Raw genomic sequence first — 12,243 nt, 5'->3', positions numbered from 1 at the left:
CCCGCCTTCTCTCACCACGCAAGTCGACGCTCTCTCCGGAGGTGCCCCATGCGTGAATTCCTCCCAGTCCCCTTGACCGGCCAATTCGGCGAAGAAGTCCTCTTCATCAACGCCCTGGCCCCGGTCGAACACCTGCGCGAAGCCGCCCTGCGCCGCATCACGGCGGTCGAAGACCTGCTGCAACTGATGGAAGACGACAGCGACAGCGGCCTCATCCGCGCCACCGCCCGCCTCGCCTCCGCCTTGGCGCCACTGGTCAGCGAGGCCCGCCAACTCTACGAACTGGCCCTGGAGCGCCCCGGCTACAAGGCGGGGCCGCTGGATCGATAAGCTCCGCCGTCGGGTCGGCCTCGCTGCGCCGACCCGACGGCGCTGCCTCACTTCTTGGCGGTGAGCGTGCTGTAGCTGGTGATCAGGTTGCGGTAGTCCGGGATGTGGTTGGAGAACAGCGCGGCCAACCCTTCGATGTCGTTGCGCCAGTCGCGGTGCAGCTCACAGGCCACGCCGAACCAGGTCATCATCTGCGCGCCGGCCGCTTCCATCCGGCGCCAGGCAGCATCGCGGGTAACTTCGTTGAAGGTGCCGGAGGCATCGGCGACGACGAAGACCTCGAAGCCCTCTTCCAGCGCCGACAGCGCCGGGAAGGCCACACAGACCTCGGTGACCACGCCGGCAATGATCAACTGCTTCTTGCCGGTGGCCTTCACCGCCTTGACGAAGTCCTCGTTGTCCCAGGCGTTGATGTTGCCGGGACGGGCGATGTAGGGCGCGTCGGGGAACAGGTCCTTCAGCTCGGGAACCAGCGGGCCGTTGGGGCCGTTCTCGAAACTGGTGGTGAGGATGGTCGGCAGCTTGAAGTACTTGGCCAGGTCGGCCAGGGCCAGGACGTTGTTCTTGAACTTGTCCGGTTCGATGTCGCGCACCAGCGAGAGCAGACCGGCCTGGTGATCGACCAGCAGTACGGCGGCCTGGGTCTTGTCGAGACGGACGTAGGGCTTGCTCATGGCGTTTCCTCGTTGCAGTGAAAGCCCGGCCGGAGCCGGGCAAGGGTCGGTTCAGCGCTGGGAGTCCAGCACTTCGTGTTCGGTCACCACCTGCTGGGCCTTGGTGTAGCTTTCGATCAGCAGGCGGTAGTGCGGGAAGATCAGGCTGTAGGCCTCGGCCCACTGCGCGGCGTCGGGGCGGTTCCAGGTGCGCTGGATTTCCGAGGCGACGGCGGCGGTATCCATGGGCACCACGCCAGCCTGGACGACACGCGCCAGGGTGATTTCCTGCGCGGCCTTGGAGTAGGTGCCGGAGGCATCGATCACGGCGAAGACCCGGTAGCCGGCGTTGACCGCGGCAATCGCCGGGAAGGCCATGCATACGCTGGTGATGGTGCCGGCGATGACCAGGGTCTTCTTGCCGGTGGCCTCGACGGCGGCGACGAATTCGGGGTTGTCCCAGGCGTTGATCTCGCCCTTACGCGCCACGTACTGCGCATGCGGCGCGGCCTCGTGGATCTCGGGTATCAGCGGGCCGTTGGGCCCCTGCGGCACCGACGCGGTGGTGATCACCGGGATTTTCGCCAGGGTGGCGATCCTCGCCAGGGTGATGGCGTTATTGCGCAGTTCGGTCATGGGCATGTCCTTGACCGTCTGGAACAGCCCGCTCTGGTGGTCGATTAGCAGCATGGCGGTGTCGTCGGGATCGATAACCGGGCGCTGGCCGTTGAAGTTGGCAATCTGGTTGAAGTGGCTCATGTCGTGGTCTCCACAAGGGGCGTCCGGCCCAAGAAACCCGCGCCTCCTGCGCGGGCGTTCATCCAGACTAGGCGAGGCCTGAGTCGGGGGTATGACATCAGCGGGTCATCTGTCCGAAACGTCCGTTCTGGACGTCCGCAATGGCCTGCTGGATTTCGCTTTCGCTGTTCATCACGAAGGGGCCGTAACCGACGATGGGCTCGTCCAGCGGCTCGCCACTGAGCAGCAGCACCAAGGCATCGCTCTCGGCTTCCAGCTGCAGGCTGTCGCCGCGCCGGTCGAACAGCGCCAACTGGCCTTCGCGCAGCGTTTCTCCGCCGCCCAGCCGGACGTTGCCGCGCAGCACCACCAGGGCGGTGTTGCGCCCCGCCTTGACGGCCAGTTCCAACGGGCGGCCGGGCTGCAGGCGCAGGTCCCAGACATCCAGCGGGCTGAAGGTGTGGGCCGGACCGGCGTGGCCAGCGTAGTCACCGGCAATCACCCGCAGGCTGCCGGCGCCGTCGGCCAGTTCGATGCGCGGGATGTCACCGGCCAGCAGCGTCTGGTAGGCCGGTGCGGTGCGCTTGTGGCAGGCCGGCAGGTTCACCCAGAGCTGGGCCATGTGCAGGTTGCCGCCGCTGCGGGCGAAGTCCGGCGAGTGGTATTCCTCGTGGAGGATGCCGTCGCCGGCAGTCATCCACTGCACGTCGCCAGGGCCGATGCGGCCGCCACCACCGCTGGAGTCGCGGTGCTCCAGTTCGCCGTCATAGACCAGGGTCACGGTCTCGAAGCCCCGGTGCGGGTGCTGGCCGACGCCACGGCGCACCGTGCTGGGGCCGAAAGCGTGGGGACCGGCATGGTCGAGCAGCAGGAAGGGGCTGAGGTGCTCGCCAAGGCTGTCGTAGGAAAACAGCGTGCGAACCGGAAAACCGTCACCGACCCAGTGCGGCCGGGCGGCGCTGTAGATGCCAAGAATCTGTTTCATGGGTGCCTCCTGTAGTGCATGGAGGTCACGATACGGATGGAACAATTGCCTCGGTAGACGGCAAAAATTAGTATCAGTGTTCCACAAGAGGAACACTGGAATGGACGATCTCAACGACCTCTATTACTTCGCCCAGGTGGTCGAGCACGGCGGTTTCACCCCGGCCGGCCGTGCCCTGGACGAGCCCAAGTCGAAGCTCAGCCGGCGCATCGCCGCGCTGGAGGAGCGTCTGGGCGTGAGGCTGATCCAGCGTTCGACGCGGCACTTCTCGGTGACCGAGATAGGCCAGGTGTTCTACCGGCACTGTGTGGCGATGCTGGTGGAAGCGGCGGCGGCCACCGAGGCCGTCGAGCAGCACCGTTCCGAACCGCGCGGGGTGGTGAACCTGAGCTGCCCCACGGCGCTGCTGAACTTCTGGGTCGGCCCGATGCTGGCGCGCTTCATGGTGCAGTACCCGCTGGTGGAGCTGCATGTGCAGAGCACCAACCGCCAGGTGGACCTGATCCAGGAAGGCATCGACATCGCCCTGCGGGTGCGCTTCCCGCCACTGGAAAGCAGCGACCTGGTGATGAAGGTGCTGGGCGAAAGCCGCCAGCGTGTGGTGGGTGCCCCGGCCTTGCGCGAGCGCCTGCCGGCCAGGCCGACGCCCGCCGACGTGGCCGCCCTGCCGACGCTGCATTGGGGCGTGGTGCAGCGCGAATACCAGTGGCTGCTGGACGGCCCCAAGGGCGCCAGCGCGCAGGTGCGCTACCAGCCGCGAATGGTCACGGACGATCTGGTCGCCCTGCGTCAGGCCGCGCTGGCGGGCGCCGGCGCGGTGCACATGCCCGCCGTGGTGGTCTGCGATGACCTGAATGACGGCAAGCTGGTGAACCTGCTGCCCGACTGGGCGCCACGCACCGGCGTGGTCCATGCGGTGTTCCCTTCGCGGCGTGGCTTGCTGCCGTCGGTACGAACCTTGCTCGATTTTCTGGGCGAGGAGTTCGAGAAGAGCGACATGTCCTAAGTAGGCGTCTTCCAGGCCGGACAGAAAGTTCGCACTTCAACCCAGAACACGGGTCGACTCTGAAGGAAATACGAATCGGGAATAGGACGAGCATTTCTTCAGAAAGCCCTGACATACCTTTCCAGCGACCAATCCTTACCATTTGTCGACATAAACGCCGTAACCAGTTCATCTGGTTGGGAATCTCTGATTAATGTCTACCCTGAATACTGTTGGAAGAATGTCGAGGAGCAGCCGGTATGGCTAAGAACCTGAAAGAGCGTGCAACGGTTATCTGCCGCCTCGACGACAAGATTCTCTTCGTGCGCAAATCCAAGTCGAAATGGAACCTCCCCGGCGGCCGCATCGAGGCCGACGAACGCCCCGGCCAGGCCGCCACCCGCGAGCTGATCGAGGAAACCGGGCTGGCCATCGAACAGCTGAACTACGTCGCGCCGCTGGAGCTGTACCAGACGCTGCACTACGTGTTCGAGACGCCGGTCGACCCGGCGCAGCAGCCCACGCCCCTGAACGAGATCGCCGACTGCCGCTGGTTCGCGCCCGAAGAACTGGAGCGCCGCCGGGTCAACAAGTCGGCACGCCGCCTGCTGCGCACCTGCCTGAAGGCCAGCTGACAGGCTGACGGACGCCGCGTATCAGGGTATCTTCAGCGCCTTCCTATAAGACGCCCGTACAGGATTTACCCCCATGCTTCGCGCTGCCCTGCTTTGCACCCTTGCGCTGTCCTCCGGCCTTGCCGTCGCCCAGGTCGAGGTGAAGCCCGTGCAGCATTCCAAGGTGGGCGAAGTGCTGGCGGTACGGATCAGCGAGGAAATCGCTCCGGGCGACTACGAGCGCCTGTTCAAGGGGCTGATGGCCAACCCGGGCAAGTTCGCCCGCAAGGTGGCCCTGCTGGACAGCATCGGGGGCAGCGCCGCCGAATCGATCAAGATGGGCCGCCTGCTGCGCGAGTCCGGCTTCGAGACCCTGGTGCCGACCAACAGCGTCTGCCAGGGCTCCTGCGTCTACCTGCTGGCCGCCGGCAAGCACCGCACGGTGCGCGGCTATGTGGGGCTGCATCGCCCTTACTACCCCGCCGGCGATTCGTCCCAGGCGGCGGGCAGCTATAACGCCCGCACCTATTTCCGCGACATGGACATTCCGCTGGAATTGGCCGACACCATGCAGAGCATCGATCCGCAGCGCATGCGTGTGCTGACCCCGGAGGAGTTGCAACGTTACCGGCTGGGCGCCACGCCCAGCCAGATCAGCGCCCGCTGACGTTCAGCGGCCACTGGTCGGCGTCGAGGTAGCCGAGCAGGCGCGGGCTCTTGTCGGTTTCACTGAGCACGAAGAGCGTCGAGGCGTAGTCCGGGGTTGCCGGGTCGTCGACGCTCACCGAGTGTTCCAGGTCTTCGATGCATTCGCTGTGGGTCACCAGGATCAGGTTGCGGTGCGCCACCTTGTGCTGCAGCGCCTGGTCCAGCATCGAGCCTTCGCATTTGTACAGCCAGGGCTGCTCCTGCGGCGTGCGGCCGAACATCGAGGTGGCGGTCTGCACCGCCCGCAGCTGTTCACTGCTGAGGATGTCGGCATTGGCCAGGCCGAGGGTGGCGAAGTCCTGGCCGATGGCATGGGCACTCTGGCCGCCACGCACGGTGATGCCATCGACATTTCCCAGGCAGGGCGCACTGGAACGGTCACACCGTTCGGCGTGACGCACCAGCACGATCAGGTCGCCGTTCTGCCAGTGCTCGCGCAATTCCGCCTGGCGCTGGGCATCGCCTACCAGCGGAGTCGGCCGCGAGAAGTCCAGGGGCAGGAAGCCGCTGAGCAGGGCGATCACCGGGAGGATCGCCAGCAAGGACAACCAACCGCGGGACAGTGATCTGAAGAACTTCGGGATGGGCATGGTTCAGGCCGTGCAGCTGGAAAAGGGTCCGCGTCCGTTCCCTCTTCGAAGGAGGGAGGCCCGACCCATCCCTGGGATGACCATCGCACTGCGGGGTTGTCAGATGGCGGGCAAGCAAACCCTATCGCCGGATTCGTGAAGAACCCGTTATGAATTGCTGAAGAATCCGTCCCTGTCAGAAACGACCGTCCGTCGCCCCGCCGCTTTCATACTGCCGGCTGACGCAATCAGCCGGCTTTCGGTCATCGCACTGTGGTAGAACAAGGCACAGTGCCATCAGAGAGCCGCCGCCATGCCGTACGACGCCTCCCCGGAAAATCCCGTCTACCAGACCCTCCTCGAATCCACCCGTGCCATCCCGTGGAAAATCGACTGGCGATCCATGACCTTCGCCTACATCGGCCCACAGATCGAAGACCTTCTGGGCTGGAGCCAGGCCAGTTGGGTCAGCGCCAACGACTGGGCCGAGCGCATGCACCCGGAGGATCGCGAGCGCGTGGTGAACTTCTGCGTGTCGCAGTCCCGCGAGGGCACCGACCATGAGGCGGACTACCGCGCCCTCACCTCCTCCGGTGACTACGTGTGGATCCGCGACGTGGTGCACGTGGTGCGCGACGACAATGGCGAGGTGGATTCGCTGGTCGGCTTCATGTTCGACATCAGCGAGCGCAAGCGCGCCGAAGAGCAGCTGATCATGCTGCAGCGCCAGCTGGAGGAGTATTCGTACAAGGACGGCCTGACCGGCGTGGCCAACCGGCGCATGTTCGACTCGGTGCTGGACACCGAATGGGGCAGCGCCCAGCGCAGCGGCCAGCCAATCTCGCTGGTGCTGCTGGATATCGACTACTTCAAGCAGTTCAACGATCACTACGGGCACATCCAGGGCGACGACTGCCTGCGCAGCGTCGGCAAGGCGCTGGCCGGCGCGCTGCATCGGCCCAGGGACTTCATCGCACGCTTCGGTGGCGAGGAGTTCGTGCTGGTGCTGCCGGAGACCGACAGCGAGGCCGCGCGGCAGATCGCCGAACGTTGCCGCAGCGTGCTGCGCGAGCAGCGCATTGCCCACGAGAAGTCTGCCGTCTCCGACCTGCTGACCATCAGCCTGGGCGTCGGTACCGCCGTGCCGGCCTCCAGCGACCGTCCGCTGGACTTTGTTGCGGCGGTGGATCGCCTGCTCTACCAGGCCAAGCAGGCCGGGCGCGACCGGCTGGTGGCCGCGCACTGGAGTCGGGGCGACGATCTGCGGCGTGACTCGCTTCGCTAACCCCGCTGCGACGTCCTGACTCGACCAACCGGACGGGCACTGGCGCCAGAGCTGTCTAAGCTCTATAGCCACACGCGCGTGCCGGCGGCAGCGCGGCGGCCTCACGAGGGTTGCCGCCCACTGCGCCAAATCGATGGATCACCTGGCCCGGAGCCGGCATTGCGTAGAGCCGACCCCGTAACCAGGACCCCTGACCATGCACGATATCGACCCCGTCGAAACCCAGGAATGGCTGGACGCGCTGGAATCCGTACTGGAAAAAGAAGGCGAAGAGCGCGCCCACTACCTGATGACTCGCCTAGGCGAGCTGGCCAGCCGAACCGGCACGCAACTGCCCTACGCCATCACCACGCCTTACCGCAACACCATCCCGGTAGGCCACGAAGCCCGCATGCCGGGCGACCTGTTCATGGAGCGGCGCATCCGCTCGCTGGTGCGCTGGAACGCGCTGGCCATGGTGATGCGCGCCAACCACAAGGACCCGTCGCTGGGCGGACACATTTCCACCTTCGCTTCCTCGGCGACCCTCTACGACATCGGCTTCAACTACTTCTTCAACGGCCCCACCGAGGAACACGCCGGCGACCTGATCTACTTCCAGGGCCACGCCTCGCCGGGCTTCTACGCCCGCGCCTACATCGAGGGCCTGCTTACCGACGAGCAACTGGAGAACTTCCGCCAGGAGGTCGACGGCAAGGGCATTTCCTCCTATCCGCACCCGCGCCTGATGCCGAAGTTCTGGCAGTTCCCGACGGTGTCCATGGGCCTGGGGCCGATCCAGGCGATCTACCAGGCGCGCTTCATGAAGTACCTGGAGAGTCGTGGCTTCATTCCCGCCGGCAAGCAGAAGGTCTGGTGCTTCCTGGGTGATGGCGAGACCGACGAACCGGAATCCCTGGGCGCGATCTCCCTGGCCGGGCGCGAGAAGCTCGACAACCTGATCTTCGTGGTGAACTGCAACCTGCAGCGCCTGGACGGCCCGGTGCGCGGCAACGGCAAGATCATCCAGGAACTGGAAGGCGTGTTCCGTGGCGCCAACTGGAACGTGATCAAGGTGATCTGGGGCCGTTTCTGGGACCCGCTGTTCGCCAAGGACACCGCCGGCCTGATGCAGGCGCGCATGGACGAGGCGGTGGACGGCGACTACCAGAACTACAAGGCCAAGGACGGGGCCTTCGTCCGCGAGCACTTCTTCGGCGCGCGGCCGGAGCTGCTGGAGATGGTCAAGGACCTCTCCGACGAGGAAATCTGGAAGCTCAACCGCGGCGGCCACGATCCCTACAAGGTCTACGCCGCCTACCACGCCGCGGTGAACCACAAGGGCCAACCCAGCGTGGTGCTGGCCAAGACCATCAAGGGCTACGGCACCGGCACCGGCGAGGCGAAGAACATCGCCCACAACATCCACGAGATCGACGTGGACAGCCTGCGCGCCTTCCGCGACCGCTTCGACATCCCGATCAAGGACGCGGACCTGGCCAAGCTGCCCTTCTACCGCCCCGACGAAGGCAGCGCCGAGGCGCGCTACCTGAAGGAGCGTCGCGCTTCCCTGGGCGGCTTCATGCCCCACCGCCACGGCAACAGCCAGCGCATCCCGGCACCGCCGCTGGAGACGCTCAAGGCGCTGCTCGATGGCTCGGGCGACCGCGAGATTTCCACCACCATGGCCTTCGTGCGGATCATCTCGCAGCTGGTGAAGGACAAGGAACTGGGCCAGCGCATCGTGCCGATCATTCCCGACGAGGCACGCACCTTCGGCATGGAAGGCATGTTCCGCCAGCTCGGTATCTACTCCTCGGTGGGCCAGCTCTACGAGCCGGTCGACAAGGAACAGCTGATGTTCTATCGCGAGGACAAGAAGGGCCAGATCCTCGAAGAAGGCATTACCGAGGCCGGTGCCATGTCGTCCTTCATCGCCGCCGGTACGGCCTACAGCAACTACCGCCAGCCGATGCTGCCGTTCTACATCTTCTATTCGATGTTCGGCTTCCAGCGCATCGGCGACCTGGCCTGGGCGGCCGGTGACAGCCTGACGCGCGGCTTCCTGCTGGGCGGCACCGCCGGGCGCACCACGCTCAACGGCGAAGGCCTGCAGCACGAGGACGGCCACAGCCACGTGCTGGCTTCGGTCATCCCCAACTGCCGCACCTACGACCCGACCTACTCCTACGAGCTGGCGGTGATCATCCAGGAAGGCGTGCGGCAGATGATGGAGGAGCAGCAGGAGGTCTTCTACTACATCACCGTGATGAACGAGAACTACCCTCACCCACCGCTGCCCAAGGGCGCCGAGGAAGGCATCATCAAGGGCATGTACCTGCTCGACGAGGACAAGCGTGCCGCCGCGCACCATGTGCAGCTGCTCGGCTCGGGCACCATCCTGCGCGAGGTGGAAGCGGCGGCGAAAATCCTCCGTGACGACTTCGGCATCGGTGCGGACGTCTGGTCGGTGCCCAGCTTCAACGAGCTGCGCCGCGACGGCCTCGCGGTGGAGCGCTGGAACCGCCTGCATCCAGGACAGAAGCCACGGCCCAGCTATGTCGAGCAGTGCCTGGGCGGACGGCGCGGGCCGGTGGTGGCGTCCACCGACTACATGAAGGTCTACGCCGACCAGATTCGCCAGTGGGTGCCGACCAAGGAATACAAAGTGCTGGGCACCGACGGCTTCGGCCGCAGCGACACCCGCGCCAAGCTGCGCCACTTCTTCGAGGTCGACCGCCACTGGGTGGTGCTCGCCGCGCTGGAGGCCCTGGCCGATCGCGGCGACATCGAGCCGAAAGTGGTGGCCGAGGCCATCGCGAAGTTCGGCCTCGACCCGGAAAAAACCAACCCGCTGGACTGCTGAGGAGAGGCACGATGAGCGAGACCATTCGCGTACCCGACATCGGCAACGGCCAGGGTGAAGTCATCGAACTGCTGGTCAAGGTCGGCGACCGCATCGAAGCCGACCAGAGCCTGCTGACGCTGGAGTCCGACAAGGCCAGCATGGAGATTCCCGCGCCGAAAGCGGGCGTGGTGAAGGCGATCAAGGTGAAGGTCGGCGACACCCTCAAGGAAGGCGATGAAATCCTCGAACTGGAAGCCGAAGGCGGCGCCGCCGAAGCCAAGGCCGAGGAACCGGCCCAACCTGCCGCCGAGGCCCCCCAGCCCGCCGCCGCGCCGGCGCCTCAACCTGCGCCTTCCGGCGGCGGCGTGGAAACCATCAAGGTGCCGGACATCGGCAATGGCCAGGGCGAGATCATCGAACTGATGGTCAAGGTCGGTGACCGCATCGAGGCCGACCAGAGCCTGCTGACGCTGGAGTCCGACAAGGCCAGCATGGAGATTCCCGCGCCGAAAGCGGGCGTGGTGAAGGCGATCAAGGTGAAGATCGGCGACACCCTCAAGGAAGGCGACGACATCCTCGAACTGGAAACCGAGGGCGGCGCTGCTACGACCAGCACGCCGGCCGCGGCGGCGCCCGCCTCTGCTCCGGCTCCGGCGAAGGAAGAAAAGCCAACGCCCGCTCCGACTACCAGTGGCGGCGTGGAGAGCATCCGCGTGCCCGATATCGGCAACGGCCAGGGCAACGTCATCGAACTGATGGTCAAGGTGGGTGACCGCATCGAGGCCGACCAGAGCCTGCTGACGCTGGAATCCGACAAGGCCAGCATGGAGATTCCGGCGCCGAAAGCGGGCGTGGTGAAGGCGATCAAGGTGAAGATCGGCGACACCCTCAAGGAAGGCGACGAGATACTCGACCTGGAAGTGGCGGGCGCAGCGGCGGCTCCCGCAGCCGCCGCAGAAAAACCAGCCGCTGCGCCAGCGGCGAAAGCCGAGCCGCCCAAGGCGCCGGACGTCGCCCCGGTGGGCGCGCCCAGCCGCGACGGCACCAAGGTGCATGCGGGCCCCGCCGTGCGCATGGTCGCCCGCGAGTTCGGTGTCGAGCTGGCGCAAGTCACCGGCAGCGGGCCCAAGGGCCGCATCCTCAAGGAAGACGTGCAGGCGTTCGTGAAAGAGCAGCTGCAACGCAGCAAGTCCGGTGCGGCTGCAGGAGCAACCGGTGGCGCAGGCATCCCGCCGATCCCGGAGATCGACTTCAGCAAGTTCGGCGAAACCGAGGAAGTGGCGATGACCCGCCTGATGCAGGTCGGCGCCAGCAACCTGCACCGCAGCTGGCTGAACGTGCCCCACGTGACGCAGTTCGAGTCCGCCGACATCACCGAGGCGGAGGCCTTCCGCATCGCGCAGAAGGCGGCGGCGGAAAAGGCCGGTACCAAGTTGACCATCCTGCCGATCCTGCTCAAGGCCTGCGCCCACCTGCTGCGCGAGCTGCCGGACTTCAACAGCTCGCTCGCCCCCAGTGGCAAGGCGTTGATCCGCAAGAAGTACGTGCACATCGGCTTTGCCGTGGACACGCCGGACGGCCTGCTGGTGCCGGTTATCCGCGACGTCGACCGGAAGGGGCTGCTGCAGCTTGCGCTGGAGGCCGCCGAGCTGGCGGAGAAAGCGCGGACGAAGAAGCTATCCGCCGACGCCATGCAGGGCGCCTGCTTCACCATCTCCAGCCTCGGGCACATCGGCGGTACCGGCTTCACCCCCATCGTCAACGCGCCGGAAGTGGCGATCCTCGGTGTGAGCAAGGCAGCCATCCAGCCGGTGTGGGACGGCAACGTCTTCCAGCCCCGGCTGATGCTGCCGCTGTCGCTGTCCTACGACCACCGGGTAATCAACGGGGCTGCGGCAGCGCGATTCACCCGGCGACTGGGGGAAGTGCTGGGGGATATTCGAAGCTTGTTGCTGTAAGCGCATCCGGTGGGTATCACACCGGCCCTCAGATCGACCCGGCACGCTCTTGTGCCGGGTCTCCCGCCCAGGATTGGCTGACCACTCCTTATTGTGTGCAGCCCGCCTACTGGGTGAAACAACCGATTGGCTATTCAGCCCGAGCCATCAGGGCGCATATTTCTGCCTCCCTGCAACAACCCCCATTCACCCGTAAAAACACCCGCATCGAATTATCTCCTCCACAAGTAACCTTTCAATAGAAATCAAAGAAACTTCCCACGCTTCAAATTCTCAGCCCCACCAATAGTTCCATAAGCACACATCATCAGAAAATACCCACGGAACTTACCCAATCTCTCCAGTTGCCACTCCACTGTGTGATTTCGAAACTCCCATCAACCTCCCACATTCGAGCACCCGCTCTATTCCGCAACTCTCGAAAGACGCGGGTACTTTTGAAGGGGCAATTGATCAGTCGAAAAAGTCGCCACGACTTTTTCGACAGGGGTATTTCTAAAAACAGCGGAGATAAAAATGAAGAAGGCATTTGCGAGAAATAGAATTTCCCTGGCCATATCCCTGGCAGCCTTATTGCCCGGCTCATCTGTT

At 65.0% G+C, this 12,243-nt stretch carries 11 protein-coding genes; 7 read left to right on the top strand and 4 right to left on the bottom strand.

Annotated elements, in window-relative coordinates:
• Window positions 1–48: 48 nt before the first annotated feature.
• Window positions 49–330 carry a hypothetical protein gene (locus IB255_RS25970; protein ID WP_081518514.1) on the top strand — a complete coding sequence of 94 codons (282 nt, stop codon included), beginning with the start codon at window positions 49–51 and terminating at the stop codon, window positions 328–330.
• 47 nt (window positions 331–377) lie between these two features.
• On the opposite strand, the gene ycaC is transcribed toward IB255_RS25970, so the two are convergent.
• The 3 genes from ycaC to IB255_RS25955 form a co-directional block, all read right to left on the bottom strand.
• On the bottom strand, window positions 378–1,004 hold the full coding sequence (gene ycaC, locus IB255_RS25965) for an isochorismate family cysteine hydrolase YcaC (RefSeq protein ID WP_081518515.1): 627 nt from the start codon (window positions 1,002–1,004) through the stop codon (window positions 378–380).
• A 51-nt stretch (window positions 1,005–1,055) separates the two neighbouring features.
• Complete coding sequence (locus tag IB255_RS25960) at window positions 1,056–1,742, bottom strand: hydrolase (protein WP_081518516.1); 687 nt, start codon at window positions 1,740–1,742, stop codon at window positions 1,056–1,058.
• Window positions 1,743–1,839: 97 nt separating this feature from the next.
• Complete coding sequence (locus IB255_RS25955; protein WP_081518517.1) at window positions 1,840–2,706, bottom strand: pirin family protein; 867 nt, start codon at window positions 2,704–2,706, stop codon at window positions 1,840–1,842.
• Between the two features lie 100 nt (window positions 2,707–2,806).
• Here IB255_RS25955 and IB255_RS25950 point away from each other — a divergent pair, with 100 nt between their 5' ends.
• The 3 genes from IB255_RS25950 to IB255_RS25940 all read left to right on the top strand — a co-directional run bounded on the left by IB255_RS25950 (window position 2,807) and on the right by IB255_RS25940 (window position 4,972).
• Window positions 2,807–3,712, top strand: a complete 906-nt coding sequence (locus IB255_RS25950; RefSeq protein ID WP_081518518.1) for a LysR family transcriptional regulator — start codon at window positions 2,807–2,809, stop codon at window positions 3,710–3,712.
• Window positions 3,713–3,951: 239 nt separating this feature from the next.
• Complete coding sequence (locus IB255_RS25945) at window positions 3,952–4,326, top strand: NUDIX hydrolase (RefSeq protein ID WP_081518519.1); 375 nt, start codon at window positions 3,952–3,954, stop codon at window positions 4,324–4,326.
• 73 nt (window positions 4,327–4,399) lie between these two features.
• On the top strand, window positions 4,400–4,972 hold the full coding sequence (locus IB255_RS25940) for a hypothetical protein (RefSeq protein ID WP_081518520.1): 573 nt from the start codon (window positions 4,400–4,402) through the stop codon (window positions 4,970–4,972).
• On the opposite strand, the gene IB255_RS25935 is transcribed toward IB255_RS25940, so the two are convergent.
• A complete protein-coding gene (locus tag IB255_RS25935) occupies window positions 4,959–5,603 on the bottom strand; it encodes a histidine phosphatase family protein (protein ID WP_139791582.1) in 645 nt (214 codons plus the stop codon). The two genes, IB255_RS25940 and IB255_RS25935, sit on opposite strands and share 14 nt — an antisense overlap.
• Before the next feature lie 292 nt (window positions 5,604–5,895).
• Here IB255_RS25935 and IB255_RS25930 point away from each other — a divergent pair, with 292 nt between their 5' ends.
• The 3 genes from IB255_RS25930 to aceF all read left to right on the top strand — a co-directional run bounded on the left by IB255_RS25930 (window position 5,896) and on the right by aceF (window position 11,652).
• Window positions 5,896–6,867, top strand: coding sequence for a sensor domain-containing diguanylate cyclase (locus IB255_RS25930; protein WP_081518521.1), 972 nt, complete (start codon window positions 5,896–5,898; stop codon window positions 6,865–6,867).
• Window positions 6,868–7,063: 196 nt separating this feature from the next.
• On the top strand, window positions 7,064–9,712 hold the full coding sequence (gene aceE / locus IB255_RS25925; protein ID WP_151187635.1) for a pyruvate dehydrogenase (acetyl-transferring), homodimeric type: 2,649 nt from the start codon (window positions 7,064–7,066) through the stop codon (window positions 9,710–9,712).
• An 11-nt stretch (window positions 9,713–9,723) separates the two neighbouring features.
• Window positions 9,724–11,652 (top strand): dihydrolipoyllysine-residue acetyltransferase, encoded by a 1,929-nt coding sequence (gene aceF / locus IB255_RS25920; RefSeq protein ID WP_081518523.1) that lies wholly within the window; start codon window positions 9,724–9,726, stop codon window positions 11,650–11,652.
• The last annotated feature ends 591 nt before the right edge of the window (window positions 11,653–12,243 follow it).

Source organism: Pseudomonas sp. PDM22 (assembly GCF_014851965.1).
Classification (GTDB): Bacteria; Pseudomonadota; Gammaproteobacteria; order Pseudomonadales; family Pseudomonadaceae; genus Pseudomonas.
Note: the sequence above shows the minus strand (reverse complement) of the source record. Positions and strands in the feature narration are given on the sequence as shown.